Annotated in this window: 18 protein-coding genes; 11 read left to right on the top strand and 7 right to left on the bottom strand. The window is 69.9% G+C overall.

Going from position 1 to position 19,945, the window contains the following annotated elements:
• The first annotated feature begins 65 nt into the window (after positions 1-65).
• The 3 genes from ACWGKS_RS14490 (at position 66) to ACWGKS_RS14480 (ending at position 4,396) form a co-directional block, all read left to right on the top strand.
• Positions 66-1,325, top strand: a complete 1,260-nt coding sequence (locus ACWGKS_RS14490) for a class I SAM-dependent methyltransferase (RefSeq protein WP_358507039.1) — start codon at positions 66-68, stop codon at positions 1,323-1,325.
• Positions 1,326-1,674: 349 nt separating this feature from the next.
• On the top strand, positions 1,675-3,645 hold the full coding sequence (locus ACWGKS_RS14485) for a hypothetical protein (RefSeq protein WP_358507037.1): 1,971 nt from the start codon (positions 1,675-1,677) through the stop codon (positions 3,643-3,645).
• A gap of 364 nt (positions 3,646-4,009) precedes the next feature.
• Positions 4,010-4,396, top strand: a complete 387-nt coding sequence (locus tag ACWGKS_RS14480) for an aegerolysin family protein (protein WP_358507035.1) — start codon at positions 4,010-4,012, stop codon at positions 4,394-4,396.
• A gap of 76 nt (positions 4,397-4,472) precedes the next feature.
• On the opposite strand, the gene ACWGKS_RS14475 is transcribed toward ACWGKS_RS14480, so the two are convergent.
• The 6 genes from ACWGKS_RS14475 to alr form a co-directional block, all read right to left on the bottom strand.
• The gene (locus ACWGKS_RS14475; protein ID WP_358507033.1) at positions 4,473-5,429 is read right to left on the bottom strand and encodes a zinc-binding dehydrogenase; all 957 of its coding nucleotides are present in this window, start codon (positions 5,427-5,429) and stop codon (positions 4,473-4,475) included.
• Between the two features lie 44 nt (positions 5,430-5,473).
• Positions 5,474-6,505 (bottom strand): tRNA (adenosine(37)-N6)-threonylcarbamoyltransferase complex transferase subunit TsaD, encoded by a 1,032-nt coding sequence (gene tsaD / locus ACWGKS_RS14470; RefSeq protein ID WP_358507031.1) that lies wholly within the window; start codon positions 6,503-6,505, stop codon positions 5,474-5,476.
• Positions 6,498-6,938: a ribosomal protein S18-alanine N-acetyltransferase gene (rimI, locus tag ACWGKS_RS14465; RefSeq protein WP_358507029.1), complete on the bottom strand. Its 441-nt coding sequence runs from the start codon at positions 6,936-6,938 to the stop codon at positions 6,498-6,500. Before rimI ends, tsaD begins: the two co-directional genes overlap by 8 nt.
• A 23-nt stretch (positions 6,939-6,961) precedes the next feature.
• Complete coding sequence (gene tsaB, locus ACWGKS_RS14460; protein ID WP_358507028.1) at positions 6,962-7,633, bottom strand: tRNA (adenosine(37)-N6)-threonylcarbamoyltransferase complex dimerization subunit type 1 TsaB; 672 nt, start codon at positions 7,631-7,633, stop codon at positions 6,962-6,964.
• Positions 7,634-7,644: 11 nt separating this feature from the next.
• Positions 7,645-8,157, bottom strand: coding sequence for a tRNA (adenosine(37)-N6)-threonylcarbamoyltransferase complex ATPase subunit type 1 TsaE (tsaE, locus tag ACWGKS_RS14455; RefSeq protein ID WP_358507026.1), 513 nt, complete (start codon positions 8,155-8,157; stop codon positions 7,645-7,647).
• 117 nt (positions 8,158-8,274) lie between these two features.
• Positions 8,275-9,402 carry an alanine racemase gene (gene alr, locus ACWGKS_RS14450; RefSeq protein WP_358507024.1) on the bottom strand — a complete coding sequence of 376 codons (1,128 nt, stop codon included), beginning with the start codon at positions 9,400-9,402 and terminating at the stop codon, positions 8,275-8,277.
• A gap of 89 nt (positions 9,403-9,491) precedes the next feature.
• Here alr and ACWGKS_RS14445 point away from each other — a divergent pair, with 89 nt between their 5' ends.
• Entirely contained in the window at positions 9,492-10,115 is a 624-nt protein-coding gene (locus ACWGKS_RS14445; RefSeq protein WP_358507022.1) for a DUF6069 family protein, read from the top strand.
• Between the two features lie 156 nt (positions 10,116-10,271).
• The gene (locus ACWGKS_RS14440) at positions 10,272-11,681 is read left to right on the top strand and encodes a DUF6177 family protein (RefSeq protein ID WP_358507020.1); all 1,410 of its coding nucleotides are present in this window, start codon (positions 10,272-10,274) and stop codon (positions 11,679-11,681) included.
• A gap of 3 nt (positions 11,682-11,684) precedes the next feature.
• On the opposite strand, the gene ACWGKS_RS14435 is transcribed toward ACWGKS_RS14440, so the two are convergent.
• Positions 11,685-12,869, bottom strand: coding sequence for an ROK family transcriptional regulator (locus ACWGKS_RS14435; RefSeq protein WP_358507018.1), 1,185 nt, complete (start codon positions 12,867-12,869; stop codon positions 11,685-11,687).
• A gap of 115 nt (positions 12,870-12,984) precedes the next feature.
• Between ACWGKS_RS14435 and ACWGKS_RS14430 the strand changes: the two genes are divergently transcribed.
• From ACWGKS_RS14430 to ACWGKS_RS14405, 6 genes are read left to right on the top strand one after another with little or no spacing between them, the layout of a single operon-like run.
• Complete coding sequence (locus tag ACWGKS_RS14430; protein WP_358507068.1) at positions 12,985-14,142, top strand: Gfo/Idh/MocA family protein; 1,158 nt, start codon at positions 12,985-12,987, stop codon at positions 14,140-14,142.
• Positions 14,139-15,653: a sugar ABC transporter ATP-binding protein gene (locus ACWGKS_RS14425; protein ID WP_358507016.1), complete on the top strand. Its 1,515-nt coding sequence runs from the start codon at positions 14,139-14,141 to the stop codon at positions 15,651-15,653. Before ACWGKS_RS14430 ends, ACWGKS_RS14425 begins: the two co-directional genes overlap by 4 nt.
• Positions 15,650-16,738, top strand: coding sequence for an ABC transporter permease (locus ACWGKS_RS14420; protein WP_358507014.1), 1,089 nt, complete (start codon positions 15,650-15,652; stop codon positions 16,736-16,738). Before ACWGKS_RS14425 ends, ACWGKS_RS14420 begins: the two co-directional genes overlap by 4 nt.
• A complete protein-coding gene (locus ACWGKS_RS14415; RefSeq protein WP_358507012.1) occupies positions 16,735-17,778 on the top strand; it encodes an ABC transporter permease in 1,044 nt (347 codons plus the stop codon). The genes ACWGKS_RS14420 and ACWGKS_RS14415 overlap by 4 nt, the downstream gene beginning before the upstream one ends.
• A gap of 6 nt (positions 17,779-17,784) precedes the next feature.
• Entirely contained in the window at positions 17,785-18,999 is a 1,215-nt protein-coding gene (locus tag ACWGKS_RS14410) for a substrate-binding domain-containing protein (protein WP_358507010.1), read from the top strand.
• Complete coding sequence (locus ACWGKS_RS14405; protein ID WP_358507008.1) at positions 19,000-19,884, top strand: sugar phosphate isomerase/epimerase family protein; 885 nt, start codon at positions 19,000-19,002, stop codon at positions 19,882-19,884.
• Positions 19,885-19,945 lie beyond the last annotated feature (61 nt).

Genomic DNA, 19,945 nt, shown 5'->3' with positions numbered 1-19,945 from the left:
TGTGGCGAGGGTCCTGGTCACGGGGGCGGGCTCGCCTTCTCGTCGTGCCCACCGCAGGAGAACCCATGCACCTTCCCGCCTTCTCGGCGCTGCTCACCGACGCGGGACGGGAGGTCCTGGCCGAAGTGGACCCCGCCTCCGCCGCGAAGGATCCCCTGTCGACGGCCTCTCGGCTGCGCGCGAACCCGGCGGTGTCCGCCCTGGCCCCGGACCTTCCCGTGTCCGAACTCGTCAACGCGGTGATGACCCAGGTGGGGTTGCGTGAGCGTGGACGCGCCAAGTTCGGGGAGCGCGCGACGCGGATGTTCTTCACCCCCGACGGCCTGGAGCAGTCGACCCGGGCCTCGATCGCGGCCCACCGCGCCGAACGGGTCGCCGAGGTGGCCGGTTCCGTCCTGAACGGTGGCCCGGCGGGCGACCTGTGCTGCGGCGTGGGAGCCGACCTGTTGGCCCTGGCCGAGGTGGGGGTTCCGGTGGAGGGGGTGGACGCCGACCCCCTCACGGTGGCGGTGGCCCGCGCCAACATCGAGGCCTTGGGCCTGTCCGATCACGCCGATGTGCGCGAGGGCGACGTGAACGAGGTGGCCCCCGGCGCCCATCCCCTGTTGTTCTGTGACCCGGCCCGCCGCGGGGGCCGGGGTCGGGTGTTCGACCCGGCGTCCTATTCACCCCCGTGGGACGTGGCCACCGCCCTGGCCGAGGCCGCGGGCGCGGCCTGTCTGAAGGCGGCGCCGGGCATCCCGCACGAGGCCCTGTCCCCCGCGGCCGCCGTGGAGTGGATCTCGGTGGACGGCGAACTGAAGGAGACGGCCCTGTGGTTCGGCGCGCTCGCGGAGGGGCCTCGGCGCCGCGCCACGGTGCTGCACGAGCGGCCCGGGCTGTTGGCGAGCGAGGGTTCCGTCGCGCGTCTGGACGCCGTCCCAGACCTGGGGCCCGCTCCGGTGTCGGCGGCGCGACGCTATCTCTACGACCCGGACCCGGCGGTGGTGCGTTCGCACCTGGTGGCCGAGGCCGCGGCCAAGGTGGACGGGGCCCTGTTGGACGAGCGGATCGCCTACTTCACCTCGGACCGGGTCGAGGTCTCACCGCTGTGGCGGGTGCTGGAGATCGTGGAGTGCGCGCCGTTCTCGGCCAAGAGACTTCGCGCTTCGGTGCGGGCCCACCGGGCCGGAACGATAACGATCAAGAAACGGGGATCGGCCGTGGACACGGAGAGGCTTCGGCGCGATCTGAAGGCGTCCGGTCCGGAGAAGATGACCATCGCCCTCACCCGAATCGGCGAAAAACCCTTCTACCTGCTGTGTCGCGAAATCGGGACGCCATAGAAGCCCCTCGACTTTCGAGGAAAAAGCCCGCACGTAACTCGAACCACCGGGCGCGAACCATATCGTTACCTCACATAACGACATCTTTCATGGACCCCCCTGGTTACGCCGGGTGATGTCGTTAAACTGGCCCCCGCCGTACTCTTCCCCTTTCTCATGGGCCCACCCGGACCGGCACAGCGCCCACACCCCCAATGTGTACGCACAGTCACGCTTTCGTCACGTTGAGGCCTAGTCGGCGCGTCACGCCGCCCATCCGGGGACCATCGAGAACCCGTCCTCCCGGAAACCTCCACCGTCCGAAGCACCGGGCGAGGGCGGGAGCGCCAGAACCATAAGGAGCACCTCGGTGGAACAGACCAATCACAACTTCCTCAACGGCGGGGGGCAGTCCGGTGTCTCCGACCGGATGCGCGACCTCCTCTCCCAGGCAGCCCAGGAACACGTCTCCGAGCAGAAGTCCCAGGGGGCCGTCAGCGAGGAGATGCGCCAGCGCCTCGAAGGCATGGAGTGGCTGCTGCGCGAGCTGCGCGAACGCGAGCTCACCTCACTCGCCGAGTCGATCACCGCGGTCGACGGTCGGATCGACGACTTCCTGGCCCGTCCGCCGGAGTGGGCCGAGGCCCTCGCCGAGCACATCGAGGTTCTCGGTCAACAGGTCAAGCCCCTGTCGGACATGCCCTCCCTACGGGCCGACACCCACCGCATCGCCGGCCACCTCGACACCGCGCTGACCCGTCTGCAGCGCATGGCCGAGACCGGGACCCGGACCGCGGAGCAGGTGGTGGAGGTCGGCGAGCGCGTCACCGCGCTTGGCGAGACCTTCGGCACCCGTCTGGACGCCCTCGACACCGCCCTGGAGACCCTCAACGGGCGCACCGAGGCCATCGAGACCGCGCTCGCCACCTTGGACACCACTCTCGGGGAGCGTCACGAGGAGCTGGCCGGCAGGTTCGTGGAGGGCAAGGACGCCCTGGGCGAGGCGGTCGAGCAGACCCGCGAGGCCGTCCGGGAGAGCCGCGCCGAGCTCAACACCACCCTCGCCGACCGCACCGCCGAACTGCGCACCCTCGTCGATGAGAGCGCCTCTCAGCAGAACGAGACCCTGCTGGCCCGCCTGCAGGAGAACACCGGCGAGCTGGGCGAGCGCCACAAGGAACTGGCCGAGGGGCTCAAGTCCCTCGCCACGACCTCCCAGGAGCGGCACGAGGCCCTCACCGGCAAATTCACCGAGAGCGTGGGTCACCTAAGCACCCAGGCCGAGGAGAACCACGCCGAGGCCACCGCCGCCGTCGCCGACCTCACCGGCACGCTCACCAAGCTGCGGGAGAACCACGAGTCCTCCCTCACCGACCTGCGCACACACCTGCGTCAGCGACTGTCGGAGCTGGACGAGCAGATCGAGCTGGGCCGGACCGAGACCCGCGAGCACGCCGAGGCGACCGCCGAGAGCCTGCGCGAGTCCGTCACCGAGCGCGCCGACGCCCTCGCCACCAAGGTCGCCCAGGACACCGAGAAGACCGCCACGGACCTGGCCGAGCTGAGCACCTCCATCCAGGAGGCGCACGAGCGGCTCACCTCGGAGAGCGAGGAGCGCCACCAGACGCTCACCGAAACCCTCACCGAGCAGACCCAGAGCCACCGAAGCGCGCTCGACGAGCGGCTGGAGCGGCATCGTGAGGCCCTCAACGGCAAGGTGGACACCCACCTGTCGCAGATCACCGGCAAGGTCGACCACGAGCTGGGTCGGCTCACCGACCGGTTCGACACCTTCGAGGGACACTTCGAGGGCAGCTTCGAGAGCGTCGAGGGCAAGATCGACCGCGTCGACGGCCGGATGGACGGCGTCAACGGTCGCCTGGACGGCATCGACGGCCGGGTCAACGGTGTCGAGGGCAAGTTCGAGGGCGTCAGCGGTCACTTCGAGGGGGTCGACGGCCGGATGGAGGCCATCGACGACCGGTTGGAGGCGCTCAACCAGCGACTCAACCAGCTCCCCCAGACCCTGGAGGTCAGCGAGCTGCACCGGCGTCTGACCGAGCTGGTGGACCGTCCGCAGCCGGACCACTCCGACAAGCTCGACGAGATCGACGCGCACGTCACCTCGGCGGTGGACCCGGTCCTGCGCGAACTCAAGCAGCGTCCCGACCGGCACGAGTTCGAGGAGACCGTCACCGAGGCGGTGGAGAACTCGCACGACGACATCACCAAGCGATTCTCCTCCCTGGAGGAAACGGTTCTGGCGCTGGCCGAAGCACTTCTGCGCCCGGGCCGTGACGGCAAGAAGAAGCGTCGCGGCGACGACGAGGACGACGACTAGGTCGCCGTTCGACTCACGGCGGGCGAGTCGGGGCCCGGAGCACTATCGCTCCGGGCCCCTTTCGTGTTCCACCCGGTCTGCTCCGGGGAGCGGAAGGCGTTGACCCTGCGCCGCGAGTGAACGATCATCCCAGGTGAAAACGGATGTGAATAGAAAAAATAACTTTCCAGAATAACCCTTATAAGGAAATGGCGAAACTCGCCCGAAAAAGAAATGAAATTAGTTTACTTGATGCCAGGGTTGCGCAAGTTCCCGCCATTTTTACCTTGTGGGATCGAATCCTTTATTGTTACGCTTAAAGGCAATGGTGGAACATTACGTCATTGCCTCGAACGCGTTTTTCGCAAAACGAAAGGAGTGCGTCATGGCCGACAGCCTGCAAATGATCTGTCACATCAACAACCGGACCAACCAGACCCTCAAGTTCCAGTCGGAACACCTGGTCTGGGGGAAGTGGACGGACTCCCCCAACCAGTACCCGGTCGACGTCCCGGCCAAGGAGAGCGTCCTGGCCTTCCGTTCCAGCGGCAGGTCGAACACCTCATCCGGGACCGAGGGCTACGTGGTCTACCAGATCGGGGACGAGACGGAGACCACCGTGACCATCTACTGGGACGTGCCCTGGGTCGCGGGATCGAGCAACAAGGTCACCACCAAGACCTCCCACCAGGACATCGCCGCCTCCATCGAGGGCTTCGCGGGGAGCGGCAGGGTCGAAGACGTCATCGTGAAGGTCGTCGACGGCCGTTGAACCCGATGACCACGGCCGACATGACGGGCCCCGACGGACACGCTCCGCCGGGGCCCGCTTCTCCGCTGTCAGGGAGTCAGGGAGTCAGGACGATCTTGCCGAAGAGGTCGCCCTCGGCCATCGCCCGGAACCCCTCCTTCGCGTCCTTGAGCGGCAGCACCCGGTCGATCCGGGGCCGGACGCCGGTGCGCACGCACATCTCGACCAGGGCCCGGAGCTCCTCCTTGGTGCCCATCGTGGAACCCAGCACGCGCAACTGCAGGAAGAACATCCTGGTCAGTTCGGCGGACGGGGCGTCACCGCTGGTGGCCCCACAGGTGATGACGGCACCACCCGGCTTGAGGGACAGGATGGAGTGCTTCCACGTGGCCTGCCCCACCGAGTCGAACACCACGTCCACCTTCTCCGGCAGACGCTCCCCCGAGGGCACCGCCGCGTAGGCCCCCAGTTCCATGGCCTTGGCGCGTTTGGTCTCGTCCCTACCGGTCACGTACACCCGGTGGCCCACCCGCGCGGCCAGGGTGATGAGCGCGCCGGAGACCCCACCTCCGGCACCCTGCACCAACACGGTCGACCCGGGCCGTAGATCGGCCTTGCCGAACAACATGCTGTAGGCGGTCAGCCAGGCCGTGGGCAGGCACGCGGCCTCCTCGAAGGACAGCTCAGGCGGCTTGGGGAGAAGGTTCTCCTTCGGCACCAGGACCTTCTCGGCGAGGGTGCCGTCGTGGACCTCGGACAGCAGGGAGAAGCGCGGCGATCTGCCGGGCACGGGAGGCTCGGTCACCACACCGTGCACGATGACCTCGTTGCCGTCCTCGTCGATCCCGGCGGCGTCCCCGCCCAGGATCATCGGAAGCCGTTCCTCCTTGAGGGCGACCCCGCGCAGGCTCCAGACGTCGTGGTGGTTGAGCGAGGCGGCCTTGACCCGAACGGTCGTCCACCCCTCCCGGGGTTCGGGGTCGGGACGCTCACCGAGGTCCAGCCCGGAAAGGGGGTCGTCGAAGGATATGCGTGCTGCGGTGATGGCGAACATACCCGTACCCAACCACGCCGGCCGAGCCCGGTTCCAGCCTCGGTTCACACCGCCAGTGGGGACCCCACCGGTAGTGAGGTGTCCGTGGCCAGGGCCAGGGACGACGGCGGCAGGCCCGCCTTCACCACCTCGGCGCCCAAAGCGGCGATCATCGCCCCGTTGTCGGTGCACAGCCTGGGTCGCGGCACCCGCAGCTCGATCCCGGCCTCGGCGCAACGCTGCTCGGCCAGGGCGCGCAGCGCCGAGTTGGCCGCCACGCCACCGCTGATGACCAGGGTGCGCACTCCGTGCTCCATACAGGCGTCCACGGCCTTGCGGGTGAGCACGTCCACGACCGACTCCTGGAAGGCGGCGGCGATGTCGGCGACCACCAGGGGCTCGCCCCGACGGTCGGCGTCCTCGACATGGCGGGCCACGGCGGTCTTCAGCCCGGAGAAGGAGAAGTCGTAGGTGCCATCGCCCCACTTGCCACGCGGGAACCGGATCGCCTTGGGGTCGCCGCGCTGGGCGGCCTGGTCGATGGGCGGTCCACCCGGGTAGGGCAGCTCCAGTAGCCGGGCCACCTTGTCGTAGGCCTCACCCGCGGCGTCGTCGACGGTGTCGCCGAGCGAGACCACGTCGGTGGCCAGGTCGTTGACCAGCAACAACGATGTGTGTCCACCCGAGACCAGCAAGGCGATGGACGGCTTGGGCAGCGGACCGTGCTCCAGCTGGTCCACGGCCACGTGGCCGACCAGGTGGTTGACGCCGTACAGCGGTTTGCCGAGCGCCATGGCGTAGGCCTTGGCGGCGGACACCCCCACCAGCAGGGCTCCGGCCAGACCGGGGCCCGCGGTGACGGCGATCGCGTCGACGTCGGAGAGGGACACCCCCGCGTTGTCCAGGGCGCGGTGCACCGTGGGGGTCATGGCCTCCAGGTGGGCGCGGCTGGCCACCTCGGGTACCACTCCACCGAAGCGCACGTGCTGGTCGACGCTGGAGGCCACCGAGTCACCGAGCAGTTCACAGCCGCGCACCAGCGCCACACCGGTCTCGTCGCAGGACGACTCGATCCCCAGGATCAACGGCTCACTCATCGGTGGTTCCCTCCTGAGCGATACGCCGCATGACGATGGCGTCCGCTCCCTTGTAGTAGCCGCGCCGAACGCCGAGTTCGACGAAACCGAAACGTCGGTACAGGTCCTGGGCGCGTGGGTTGTCCGAACGCACCTCCAGGAACGTGTGGGTGACGCCGCGCGCCGCCCCTTGGTCGAGGAGTTCGGTGAGCAGCGCCCGCCCGATGCCCCTCCCCCAGGCCTCCTCGGCCACGGCCATGGTCTGCACGTCGCCCTCGGGTGGGACGAAGCGCAGTCCGGCGTAGCCGACGAGGGCGCCGGCGGACACGGCCACGACGTAGTGGCGGGTGGCGGTCTCGGCGAGTTCGTCGCGGAGCATGCCCTCGCTCCAGGCGTCGTGCGGGAACAGGCGTCGTTCCAGTTCCATGACGGCGGGAACGTCCTCGTCGGTCATGGGACGCAGGGTCGGTCGGGCCCTCACTTCACCCACTGGCGGACCTTCTTCGGCGCGCTCGGTTCGACGGCGTCGGGCCGGCGCAGGTAGAGGGGGCCTGGTTCGGGGAGCTTCTCACCACGGTGCAGACGCGACAGGGCGAGTTCGGCCATGGCGGCGGCGTCCGGCAGGTACGGTTCCGCGGCCGGGGAGTCGAGCGCCTCGGTGTACATGCGGGCGCCGTCACCGACCAGGGGCAGCCCCTCGGTGTCGATCTCGGCGGGCCGGTCGACCCGCACCTCGCCCACCCGGGTGAGGTGGTCGTCGTAGCGCGCCCAGAACACCTCCTTGCGGCGGGCGTCGGTCATCGCGAGGAAGGGTTCGGTGCGCTTGGTCGCGAAGGCCAGGGCGTCCAGGGTGGTCATCCCGTGGCAGGGGATCCCGAGCGCGTCGGCGAGGGCGTGCCCGGTGGCCAGGCCGACCCGGAGGCCGGTGTAGGGGCCGGGGCCCACCCCCACCACGATCTGGTCGAGGTCGGCCGGTTCGAGCCCGGACTCGGTGAGCACACCACGCACCGTCGGGGTGAGGAGTTCACCGTGGCGTCGGGCGTCCACCGAACTCGCGCTCGCGCGGAGGGTGAAGGCGCCCTCGTCGTCGGTCTCGCCGACGGCTGCGGTGACCGCCGAGGTGGCGGTGTCGAAGGCCAGGAGCAACACGGGTGTTCCGCCTATCCGCGCCCGGCCGTGGTGCCGGGCAGTTCGATGTCGGTCCACCGGGCGCCGACCGGGCGCAGGTGGACGGTGCGGGTGTCGTCGGGGTGGCGTTCGATCCGAATCTCCAGCCGGTCGTCGGCCAGGCCCTCGGCCACGCCCTCGCCCCACTCCACGACGGTGACGGACTCCGGGAGGGTCATGTCCAGGTCGATGTCGTCGATCTCCTCGGAGCCGCCGAGCCGGTAGGCGTCCACGTGCACGAGGGCGGGTCCGCCGCTCAGGGAGGGGTGGATCCGGGAGATGACGAAGGTGGGCGAGGTGACCGATCCTCGTACGTCCAGGCCCTGGCCCAGGCCCTGGGTGAAGGTGGTCTTACCCGCGCCCAGGGGACCGGAGAGGATGAGCAGGTCTCCGGGGCGGGTGAGCGCGGCGAGGTCACGGCCCAGGGCGCGCATGGCGTCGTCGGTGGCGGCGGTGACCGCGTGGACGTGGGGCACGCCGTTGGTGGTGGCAGTGGTGTTGGTCATCGGGCTCGCAGCTGGTTCCGGTTGTGGTTTCGGTCGGCCGTGGAGGCACGCCGGATTTCCCTCTTCACCCAGGTTAGGCGGGACAGGAGGTAGCGGTGACCGATTTCGGCGAGTGGGTCACGCCCCGCCGACGTACTCGCGGGGCACGCGCACACCGATCCGCGTGACGATCTCGTACGGGATGGTGTCCAGGACCTCTGCCCACTCCTGAGCGGTGGGGACGTTCGGGTGCTCGTCCGGGTCGCCGAACAGTACCGCGTACTCACCCGGGGCCACGGGGTCGTTCTCGACATCGACAACGAACTGGTCCATGCAGACTGTTCCCGCGATGGTGCGGCGACGTCCGCCCAGGAGCACCGGGCCCTTGTTGGTGGCGGCCCGGGGGACGCCGTCGGCGTAGCCCAGCGGCACGAGTGCCAGGGAGGTCTCGTGTTCGGTGAGGTAACGGTGTCCGTAGGAGACGCCGCTGCCGGCGGGGACCCGCTTGGTGAGCGCGACCTTGGATTCGAGGGTCATCGCGGGCCGCAATCCGGGCACGTCGAAATCCGGAATCGGGCACAGTCCATAACTCGCGATTCCGCCGCGGACGAGGTCGAATCGGGCCTCGGGCAGGGTCAGCAGCGCGGCCGAGTTGGCGATGTGCCGTACCTGCGGCTCCAACCCCGCCTTCTCGGCGATGTCGAGGGACCTGTGGAACACGTCCAGCTGCGCGCGGATCGAGGGGTGTCCGATCTCGTCGGCGCAGGCGAAGTGCGACCACACCCCGCTGACCTTGATGAACCCCTCCTCCTCGGCGCGGGCCGCGGCCTCGACCACCGATTCCCAGTCCTCGGGGGACACACCACCGCGGTTGAGTCCGGTGTCGGTCTTGAGCTGGACACGGGCCGTCCGCCCCAGACGCCGGGCCTCGGCGATCACCTCGTCCAGCACGCCCCGGTCGCTGACGCCCAGGTCGATGTCGGCCTCGATGGCCTCGCCCACGGGCTCCCCCGGCGGGATGATCCAGGACATGACGGGGACGGTGATCCCGGCCCGACGCAGTTCCAGACCCTCCTTGATCAGCGCGGTGCCCAGCCAGGACGCGCCGCCGGCGAGGAGGGCGCGGGCCGCGGGCACCATGCCGTGCCCGTACCCGTCGGCCTTGACCACACCCATGAGCGGTGTTCCACCGGCCCGCTCGCGGAGCAGACGTGCGTTGGAGGTGATCGCGTCCAGGTTGACGCGGGCGTGCGCGAAAGGAGCCATACCCACAGTGTTCCACGCTCTGGTTAGGTCAGGGAGCTGCGGGTATGTGGGCTACGACCGACTTACGGCCCTATTCCAGGGATATCGGTATGAACGAAAACGGAAGTGAACGAGCCGTCAATGTCAGCCGGCTCTGGTCGGGTGGCCTGGCCACCGCGGTGGTCGCCGCCCTGGTGATCTTCGCGGGGACCCTGGTCGTCCGCGGAGTCTTCGGCGTCCCGGTCCTGGCACCGGAGGACGCCGGTTACCTGGGTGACGCGGGGACGGTGGGCTACGCACTGGTGGCGGGTCTGGTCGCACTGCTCGCGACCGCCCTGCTGTACATGCTGTTGCTGTCGGCGCCACGCGCGCTCTCGTTCTTCGGCTGGATCATGGGTCTGGCCACGGCCATCGCGGCCTTCACGCCCTTCACCCAGGGCGCTGAACTCTCCAGTCAGGTCTTCACCGGCCTGGTCAACCTGATCTGCGGTATCGCCATCGCCTCGCTGTTGCGCGGCGTGGGCCGCAGCGCCATCATCAGCCGGGTTCCGGCCACCCCCGACGAGCGTCCCGGTCGGGCCCTGCGACACGAGGGCATCCTGCCCGACGTGAACCAGCGTGAGTACGACCCCGCTCGCTACCACGCGATGGAAGAGGACGCCGAGTACGACGAGGCACGTGCCCGAGCCGAGCTTCAAAAGGCCGAAGAGGAACGTGCTCGCCGAGATGTCTGACCGGACACGCCGACGACGAGACGAAGACGCCACCAAGAATGGGACGGGACCTGGACGCCAGGTCCCGTCCCCCTTTCGTGCGCCCGTGCCCCAGGGGCCCGGGGAGGGGCCGATAACGTATGGGTCGCCCTGAATCCCCCGTGGAGGAGCCCCCGGTTGAGTCGTGACGTGATCGCCCTGTTGGCGCGGAGCCCCGGCCGTCGTTCGTTGCTGGAGGCCCTGGCCGCGGTCGATCCGGCGTTGCGGATCCGGTTGGTGGCCGAGGGCACCGTGGTGGAGCTGCGCGAGGACTCCGGGCGGTTGGTGCTCGCCGTGCAGTCCGGGCAGAGGTTGGCCACCTCGTCCGAGGCCGACCGCCTGCTGGGCCGGGGCCTCGCCGACGAGCTTCCCGCGCAGCCGCTGTGGGTGGAGGCGAGGGGCACCGAGTTGGAGGACGTGGACACGTCGGCGTTGGCCCGCCGTTTCACCGAAGCCCTGGTCGAAAGACATGGCGGGGTCGTGTGGGAACCGGAGTCGCGGCTTGTGCGGGAACCCCACCTGCTCGGGGGCACCGACCATCCGGCGGTGAGCGCGGTGACCGAGCGACACGCGGTGCTGGTGCAGGACCGCCCGATCGTGTCGCTGTCCGGCTGGTTGGTGGACGCCCTGGCCCGGTACGGGCGCGAGGGCCTCGGGTTGCAGGTGGTCACCCCCTCCGACAGTGTGCTCACGCACGCCCTGCGCGGGCTCTTGGGCGACCCGAACGCCACCTGGGTGGTGCGTACCGACGACGGCCACCACTACGACGGTTTCAACGGTCTCCCGCTGGTGTGGCGGGACGACGTGGGTTATGTCCCCGACTCTCGGATGCGGGCGGCGGACGGCCCCCACCCGGACTTTCGAGCACGACAGCAACACGTCACCGGCTCCCACCTGCACGTGGACCTGCAGATGGACCACCCCGCCTCCGACGAGCCGGAGCTGGGAGGGGTGGTGGAACTGCTCGCCGAACGGCTCGGCGGAGCCCCGCCCGCGGTGTGGGGCGTGGCCGAACCGCTCTCCCGCGAGTGGGACACCGTCGACCTCACCACCCTGGCCCGGGGGCGCGCCCCCGGTGAGACCACCGCCCTCTTCCACGGCCCGCACGGAGCCGAACCCGTGTTCGGTGGGCGTTGGCGGGTCTCCCCCATCACCTCCGGGGTGCGCGAGAGCGTGCGTTTCACGGTCGCGACGGAGGACGAACCGGATCTGGAGGCGCTGGAGCCGCTGGTGCGGGAACTGGCCGAGCGTGACGGGCTGCGGTCCATGACCGTGCGACGCGCGATGGGTCGTACCGACCTGCTCCAGCCACCGCGCTGGGCCGGCGTGCCGATCCCGGTGGGACTGGCGGTGGGCGCCGAGGGCGTGTTGGCGGTCGGCAGGTCGAGCGCGCTGGCCGCCCCGGTTCGCGGCGAGGCGTTCGGCCCGCCGATGACCCCGGTGGTCTGGTACCGGATCGGGGACGGGGTGGAGCCGGACGCGTGGCGCCGGTTCCGGTCGCTGATGCGGCACCTGCGGCCCCCGGGCTCCCAGCCGGGTCGCCGGTGACCGTCAGGCGCCCATGACCAGGGTCTGGGCGTGACGGGCGCTGAGACAGTGGTCGATGACCATGACGGCCGCACCGATGACGCCGGCGCTCTCCCCGGCCTTGGAGGAGACGATGCTGAGGTTCTCGGTGGCCAGCGGCAGTGACCGCTGGTAGATGATCTCGCGGGCCCCGGCGAGGAGGTGGTCTCCGGCCAGGGCCAGCGCGCCGCCGATGACGATCACGGACGGGTTGAACATGTTGACCGCGGCGGCCAGGACCTCGCCGATGTCGCGACCCGCCTGACGTAGGGCGCGCAGGGCGGGGACGGACCCGTTCCGGGACAGTTCCACCACCTGGCGCGCACCCGTGGCGGGGACCCCGGCGGAGGTGAGCACCTCGGCGAGGGCGTGTCCGCTGGCGACCGCTTCGAGACAGCCGGTGTTGCCGCAACGGCAGGGCCGTTGTTCGCCGTTGGGGACGTGGATGTGTCCCATGTCGCCGGCCGCGCCTTGGGCCCCGCGGTAGACGCGGCCCTCGCTGATGATGCCGCAGCCGATACCGGTGGCGACCTTGACGAACATCAGGTGTCCGGCGCCGGGCCAGGCGACGTGGTGTTCGCCCAGGGCCATGATGTTGACGTCGTTGTCGACCAGCACGGGTCGTCGGATCGAGGCGCTGACGTGTCCGGCCACGTCGAAGTCGTCCCAGCCGGGCATGATCGGCGGGTTGACGGCGCGTCCCGTGGAGTGTTCGACCGGTCCGGGCAGGCCGATGCCCACACCGAGGAGTTCGTCGGCGTCGCGGTCGGCGGTGTCCAGTAGGGCGAGGCCGTGTTCGACGACCCAGTCCAGGACGGGTTCGGGCCCCAGGGCGATGTCGAGGTCGGCGCGGTCCTCGGCCAGGACGGTGCCGGACATGTCGGTGAGGGCCAGACGCGCGTGGGTGGCGCCGAGGTCGGCGGCCAGGACCACTCGCGCCTCGGGTCGGAACGAGAAGGTCGTGGGCGGGCGACCGCCGGTGGAGACCGCTTCTCCCGCGGGACCGATGAGTCCACTGGCCAGGAGCGCGTCGACGCGTTGGGTGACGGTGGAGCGGGCCAATCCGGTGACGGTGGCCAGTTCGGAGCGGGTGCGGGGGCGGCCGTCGCGCAGCAGCCGGAGCAGGGTCCCGGCGCCGGGTGCGGCCGTGGTGAGCGCGTCTTCCGTCATGCGAACAGTGAATCACAGGATCTATTGATTTCCTGTCAGCCAACTAATTTGTCCAGATCCGGCAACTTATGCTTGACCGTCGACATAAGTCCGACGTAACGTCCCAGACATGTCAGTGAAGAAGGTCACAAGTTCGGACGCCCCCTCGTCCGGACCGGCCATCCCCCAGGCCTACCGAGCGGCGATCGTCGGCACCGGCTTCATGGGACGGGTCCACTCCCACGCCGTCCGCGCCAACGGCGGCGAGGTCGTCGGGGTCGCCGGTTCCTCCCACGCCAAGGCGGAACGGTTCCGCGCCGAGCACGGCATCGCCCGGGCCCACGCCGACGCCCTCGACCTCATCCACAGCCCCGACGTGGACGTGGTGCACGTGTGCACCCCCAACCACCTGCACGCTCCACTCTCCCTGGCCGCCTTGGCCGCCGGAAAGCACGTGGTGTGCGAGAAGCCCCTGGCCACCGACGCCGACACCGCCCGCGAGCTCACCCGCGCCGCCTCCGCGGCGGGCCGGGTCGCCGTGGTGCCCTTCGTCTATCGCTTCCATCCCATGGCGCGCGAGGCCCGCGCGCGCGTGGCCTCCGGTTCCATCGGCCGGGTCGGTCTGGCCCATGGCGGCTACCTACAGGACTGGCTCCTCCACCCCGAGGAGAGCAACTGGCGGGTCGACCCCGAGCTCGGCGGGCCCACCCGGGCCTTCGGCGACATCGGCTCGCACTGGTGCGACATGCTCGAATTCGTCACCGGCGACCGCATCACCGAGGTCAGCGCCCAGGTCTCCCGGATCACCGACACCCGCGGGGAGAACGGCGGCCGGCCCGTCACCACGGAGGACCTGGTGTCCTTCCAGTTCGCCACCGGGGGCGGGGCCGTGGGCAACGCCGTGATCAGCCAGGTCTCCCCGGGCCGGAAGAACCAGTTGGTGTTGGAGGTCTCCGGGACGAAGGGTTCGCTGCGCTTCGACCAGGAACACCCCGAGACCCTGTGGGAGGGCGGGCGCGGCCGGACCGGGATCATCTCCCGGGACGACCCCGAACTCAGCTCCCAGGCCGCGCGTCTGGTCACCCTGCCCGTCGGCCACCCGCAGGGCTACCAGGACTGCTTCAACGCTCTGGTCCACGACACCGGGGCGGCGATCGCCGGAGACGAACCGGACGGCCTTCCGGTGTTCGCCGACGGTCTGCGCGCGGCAGCGATCGCCGAGTCCGTGCTGCTCTCGGCCGCGGAACGTCGCTGGGTCGACGTCCCCGCCATAGAAGAGGTGGAACCGGTATGACCGGCGCGCCCCTGCTCAGGATGACCGGCATCGGCAAGTCCTTCCTGGGCGTGCGCGTCCTGCACGGGGTCGACCTGGAGCTGCGCGCCGGCGAACTGCACGCGTTGGTCGGGGAGAACGGCGCGGGCAAGTCCACGCTCATGAAGGTGCTGGCGGGGGTGCACAGGGCCGACACCGGCCGGATCGAACTCGACGGCGCGGAGGTCTCCTTCGAGCACCCCGTCAGGGCCCAGCGCGCCGGGGTCTCCACCGTCTTCCAGGAGTTCAACCTGCTCCCGGAGCGCACGGTCGCCCAGAACGTGTTCCTCGGGCGGGAGACCCGCACCCGGGGCATGGTGGACGATCGGGCGATGGAGAGCGCCACCGCCGAACTCCTGGCCGACCTCGGGTTGGCGGGCATCGCCCCCTGGTCGAAGGTGCGGCACCTGTCGGTGGCCGAGCAGCAGGTGGTGGAGATCGTCAAGGCGCTCTCCCACGACGCACGCGTCATCTCGATGGACGAGCCGACCGCCGCCCTGGCCGACCACGAGGTCGAGGTCCTCTACCGGATCATCGCCCGGCTGCGGGAGCGCGGTGTGGGCATCCTCTACGTCTCGCACCGGTTGAAGGAGATCTTCGACCTGGCCGACACCATCACCGTGCTCAAGGACGGTCACCTGGTGGACACGATGGTGGCCGCCGACACCCGACCCGCGGAGCTGGTCCGCAAGATGGTGGGCCGGCCGGTCTCCTCCGTCTTCCCCGAACCCCTCGGACCCCACGGAGAACACGTGGGCGAGGTGCGCCTGTCGGTGTCCGGCGCGGGGAACACCCGACTGGACGGGATCGACCTGGAGGTACGCGGCGGCGAGATCGTCGGGCTGGCCGGGCTCCAGGGCAGCGGCCGCACCGAGATCGCGCACGGGCTCTTCGGCGTCGACCGGTTCACCCGAGGTGAGGTCCACGTCGACGGACGTCGGATCGACCCGCGTTCACCCAGGCAGGCGGTACGCGCCGGCCTGGCGTTGGTCACCGAGGATCGCAAGAGCCAGGGCCTACTGCTCGATCAGTCCGTCCTGGCCAACGCCCGCCTGGTGCTCGACGCCGTGCTGCCGTTCGGTTCGGGGCGGCGCGCCCGGCGGATCCCGGGCATCCTCTCCTCCCTGGAGCTGGTCGCCCGCGGCGGCCACGGGCAGGAGGTCCGGTTCCTGTCCGGCGGAAACCAACAGAAGGTGGTTCTGGCCAAGTGGCTGGCCACCGACCCCGGCGTCATGATCCTGGACGAACCCACGCGCGGGATCGACGTGGGCGCCAAACAGGCCGTGTACTCCCTGATGCGCGAACTCGCCGCCGCCGGGGTGGCGATCCTGCTCATATCCTCCGAGCTGCCCGAGCTCATCGGGATGTCCGACCGTCTCGTCGTGCTCGACGACGGCCGGGTGGCCGGCGAACTTCCGGGTGGTTCCAGCGAGGAGACCGTGATGGCCCTGGCCACCGGTGCCTCCGTACACCGTGAGGAGGCCGCCCCGTGACCCGAGTCGTCTCCGCTTCGAGGAACCTGCGCGCCCGTACCGGCACCACCGGCCTGGTCTACCTCGCCCTGGTGATCGTGCTGGTGGGCGGTGCCCTGTTCGTGGCCCTCCGCGGCGGCAACCTGTTCACCGCGGCCAACACGGTGGACCTGTTCACCCGGTCCAGTCTGCTGGGGTTCCTCGCCATCGGGCAGACCCTGGTGATCCTGTGTCGTTCCCTCGACCTGTCGGTGGGGTACGTGACGGCGCTGTCCACCATGGTCGCCGCGATCACGATGGCGGGAGACCCCTCCCGCATCGTCCTCGGCATCGGGGCCACCTTGGGCCTGGCCGCGTTGATCGGCCTGGTCAACGGGCTCATCATCACCAAGCTGAGGGTCAACCCGTTCATCGCCACCCTGGGCATGGGGCTGATCATCAAGGGCTACCTGGACACTCGTTTCCAGGGTCCCGGCGGGTCGATCCCGGCCGAGTTCCAGATGTTCGGTCTCTCCAGGGTCGGCGTCCTGCCGGTCTCCACACTGGTGATGTTGGCGCTGGCCGTGGCCGTGATCCTGTTCCTGCGTCGCACCCGGACCGGTTTCCACATGTACGCCGTGGGCGGTGACGCCGAGGTGGCGCGCCTGTCGGGGATCCGCCCCGAGCTGCCGGTGATCATCGCGCACGTGCTGTGCTCCATGACGGCCGGCGTCGCCGGTCTGCTGCTGGCCTCGCGCTTCGGCACCGGCAACACGCTGGTGTACGGCAACGGCTACGAGCTGGAGGCCATCGCCGCGGTCGTACTGGGCGGGACGTACCTGTTGGGCGGGCGCGGCGGCGTCGCCGGGACCGTCGCGGGCGTGTTCATCCTCGCCACCCTCGACACGGTCTTCAACACCCTGTCCGTCGACCCGTTCGTCAAGGACGTACTGCGCGGCGCCATCGTCATCGCCGCAGTGGCCATCTACGCCCGTGGGCAGCACGCCCGGACGGCCGTCCGCCTCCGTTTCCCCTCCGGCGGCGCACCACCCTCGGCGGGCGGTCCCCCGGATCCCCCGACTTCACCACCGGAAGCGGAACCCGCGGCCCGGGGAGGTACCCGATGACCGAACCGACGACCGCCCGCGCCCGCTTCCTGTCCACCCTGCGCGGTGGTACCGGGACCGTGTCCGTGCTGCTGGTGCTGATCTTCGTGGTCATCGCCACCCAGAACCCGTCGTTCTTCGAGGGGCCGCCGCTGATGGCGTTCGCGAAGAAGGCGGCCCCGCTGGTCGTCCTCGCGATCGGCCAGTACCTGGTGATCGTCTCCGGTGAGTTCGACCTGTCGGTGGGTTCGCTGGTCGGCGCCCAGGTGGTGATCGCCGCGCGCCTCATCGACGGCGACGAGGCGATGACCTACCCGGTGATCGGGCTGATGCTGCTCTTCGGTCTGTTGGTGGGTCTGGTCAACGGCCTGGTCACCACCCTGCTGAAGGTCCCGTCGATCATCACCACCCTCGGCACGATGCTGATCCTGTTCGGCGCCGTGCGCTACTGGACCGGAGGCGCGCCCACCGGAGCCCTGTCGGAGGGCTTCCGTGTGTTCGGCCGACACGGTCTGGAGGGTGTCCCGGTGCTGGGACAGCTCCCGTGGGCGCTGGTCATCGCCGCGGTGCTCACGGTCGGGGCGATCCTCCTGATGCGTTCGCCCTACGGACGTTCCCTCATGGCGACCGGTGACAACGACACCGCCGCCGCCTTCTCCGGGGTCCGGGTGTGGCGGGTGCGCACCCTGGCCTTCGTCGGGTCCTCCCTCATGGCCACCGTGGCCGCCGTCCTGATCGGCGGCTTCGCCGGGGTGACCGCCCAGGTCGGTGAGGGATTGGAGTTCACCGCCATCACCGCCGTCGTCCTGGGCGGCGTGGTGTTGGGCGGTGGTCGCGGAACCGTCGTGGCCGCCGTGCTCGGCGCCCTCACCGTGGAGGCGCTCTTCACCCTGTTCAACCAGCTGTACCTGCCGTCGACCATCCAGCCGACGGCCCAGGGGCTCATCATCATCGCGGCGGTGGCCTACGCCTCCCGTCGCGGCGACCCGCGTCCACCGACTCGTCCGCGAAGGCGACCGGACCCCCCGAACGAGCGGCAGCTCGACTCTTCCAGGAGGTAACCCCCCATGCGCGCATCCCGCGTACTCCTCGCCGGCGCGGCCGGCCTGACACTGGTACTCAGCGCCTGTACGACCGACGCACCCGAGAACCCCGACGAAGGCACGGCCGAGGGCGAGAACGGCGGCGAGCTGTCCCCGGACGCCGAGTGGTTCGACCAGGCCGAGTTCGACGCCCAGATGGCCCAGCGCGACATCGAACCCGAGGGCCCCGCCGACGAGCCCTGGATGCAGGCGATCGAACCCGAGTGGGTCGACACCTCCGACTTCGCCATCGACGACCCGGAGGACGCGCACCTGTGCTTCTCCAACGCGTCGGTGTCCAACCCCTGGCGCGTGACCGGCTTCATCACCATGGAGCAGCAGGTCGAGGCGCTGGTCGACGAGGGCCGGATCGGCAGCTTCGACAGCTCCGACGCGGCCGACGACGACAACCAGCAGATCTCCGACATCCAGGCGTTCGTGGACTCGGGGAACTGCGACGCGATCATCATCTCCCCGTCCACCACCGCCACCCTCACCCCGGCCGTGGAGACCGCCTGTGAGAGCGGTGTCCCGGTTGTCGTCTTCGACCGTGGCGTGAACAGCGACTGCATGGTCACGTTCATCCATCCGATCGGCGGTTACGCCTATGGCGCCGACGCGGCCGACTTCCTGGTGGAGAACCTGGAGCCGGGTTCGACCGTCCTGGCACTGCGCATCCTGCCCGGTGTCGACGTGCTGGAGCACCGGTGGGCGGCCGCTCAGGAGATCTTCGCCGACAGCGAGCTGGACGTGCTCGGTTTCGAGTTCACCGAGGGCGATGGCGCCCAGATCAAGGACCTGGTCTCCCAGCACCTGCAGCGCGGTGAGGTCAACGGCATCTGGATGGACGCCGGTGACGGCGCCGTGGCGGGTCTGGAGGCCTTCGAGGACGCCGGTCAGCCCTACCCGGTGATCGCCGGTGAGGACGAGCTGAGCTTCATGCGCAAGTGGGACGAGGAGGGGCTGACCGCGATCGCGCCGGTGTACTCCAACTTCCAGTGGCGCACCCCGGTCATCGCCGCGGGCATGATCCTGGCCGGCGAGGAGGTCCCGGCCGAGTGGGTCCTGCCTCAGGACCCGATCCGTGAGGACGAGCTCGACGACTACCTGGACCGCAACTCCGACATGCCGTCCCTGCACTACGCGAAGTTCGGCGGCGAGGACCTGCCGGGCTTCCCCGAGGCCTGGGTGGACCGGTAGATGCGCGCGCTGGGGGTCAACACCTGGGTGTGGACGTCTCCGCTGACCGACGCCGCGCTGGAACGGATCGCGCCCCGCGTCGCCGGGTGGGGGTTCGATCTGCTGGAGCTGCCGGTGGAGAACATCGGCGACTGGGACCCCCGGCGTGCCCGCGTCCTCCTGGAGGACCTGGGGTTGGACGCGAGCGTCGTGCTGGTCATGGGGCCGGGTCGGGAACTGGTGGCGACCGACACCGACACCCGACAGGCGACCCGGGACTACCTGAGACGGGTCGTGGACGCCGCGGCGGAGGTCGGTTCCACCGTCGTCGCGGGCCCGGCCTACGCCTCGGTGGGACGTACGTGGCGGATGTCCCCGTCTGAGCGGGCGGGACTGCGCGCCGAACTCACCGAGGCGCTCGCCCCCGTGGTCGACCACGCGTCGGCCGCGGGGGTGCGGGTGGCCGTGGAGCCGCTGAACCGGTACGAGACCAGCGTGCTCAACACCGTCGACCAGGCCCTGGAGGTCCTCGCCGACCTGCCCGCGGAGCACTGCGGGCTGGCGCTGGACCTCTACCACATGAACATCGAGGAGCGGGACGTGGCGGACGCGATCACCCGCGCCGCCGGCCGGATCCATCACGTCCAGGTCTGCGCGAACGATCGTGGGACGCCCGGAGCCGACCACCTGGACTGGTCACGCATCGTGAGCAACCTGGGTAAATCCGGTTACTTTGGACCCCTGGTCATCGAGTCGTTCACTGCCGACAATGAGTCCATCGCCACGGCCGCGTCCGTGTGGCGGCCCCTGGCCGTCTCCCAGGACGCGATCGCTGTCGACGGCCTGGCCTTCCTCCGCCCGCTCACGACCTCCCTGCCCCCGTCGAAAGGAGCCGCCGTGTACTGACACACGATGAGGCGGCCATCCCCCGCCTCCGAACGCGATAGCAGGAACACCCCGAACGGTT

The organism is Nocardiopsis sp. NPDC055879, from assembly GCF_053615935.1.
Note: the sequence above shows the minus strand (reverse complement) of the source record. Positions and strands in the feature narration are given on the sequence as shown.

Excerpts from the sequence above, each read along its gene's own strand:
- ACWGKS_RS14490 (WP_358507039.1), top strand. The coding sequence starts at position 66 with ATGCACCTTCCCGCCTTCTCGGCGCTGCTCACCGACGCGGGACGGGAG.
- ACWGKS_RS14425 (WP_358507016.1), top strand. The coding sequence starts at position 14,139 with ATGACCGGCGCGCCCCTGCTCAGGATGACCGGCATCGGCAAGTCCTTC.
- ACWGKS_RS14415 (WP_358507012.1), top strand. The coding sequence starts at position 16,735 with ATGACCGAACCGACGACCGCCCGCGCCCGCTTCCTGTCCACCCTGCGC.
- ACWGKS_RS14410 (WP_358507010.1), top strand. The coding sequence starts at position 17,785 with ATGCGCGCATCCCGCGTACTCCTCGCCGGCGCGGCCGGCCTGACACTG.
- ACWGKS_RS14405 (WP_358507008.1), top strand. The coding sequence starts at position 19,000 with ATGCGCGCGCTGGGGGTCAACACCTGGGTGTGGACGTCTCCGCTGACC.
- tsaD (WP_358507031.1), bottom strand. The coding sequence starts at position 6,505 with ATGAGTGAGCCGTTGATCCTGGGGATCGAGTCGTCCTGCGACGAGACC.
- ACWGKS_RS14480 (WP_358507035.1), top strand. The coding sequence starts at position 4,010 with ATGGCCGACAGCCTGCAAATGATCTGTCACATCAACAACCGGACCAAC.
- alr (WP_358507024.1), bottom strand. The coding sequence starts at position 9,402 with ATGGCTCCTTTCGCGCACGCCCGCGTCAACCTGGACGCGATCACCTCC.
- ACWGKS_RS14475 (WP_358507033.1), bottom strand. The coding sequence starts at position 5,429 with ATGTTCGCCATCACCGCAGCACGCATATCCTTCGACGACCCCCTTTCC.
- ACWGKS_RS14445 (WP_358507022.1), top strand. The coding sequence starts at position 9,492 with ATGAACGAAAACGGAAGTGAACGAGCCGTCAATGTCAGCCGGCTCTGG.
- rimI (WP_358507029.1), bottom strand. The coding sequence starts at position 6,938 with ATGACCGACGAGGACGTTCCCGCCGTCATGGAACTGGAACGACGCCTG.
- tsaE (WP_358507026.1), bottom strand. The coding sequence starts at position 8,157 with ATGACCAACACCACTGCCACCACCAACGGCGTGCCCCACGTCCACGCG.
- ACWGKS_RS14435 (WP_358507018.1), bottom strand. The coding sequence starts at position 12,869 with ATGACGGAAGACGCGCTCACCACGGCCGCACCCGGCGCCGGGACCCTG.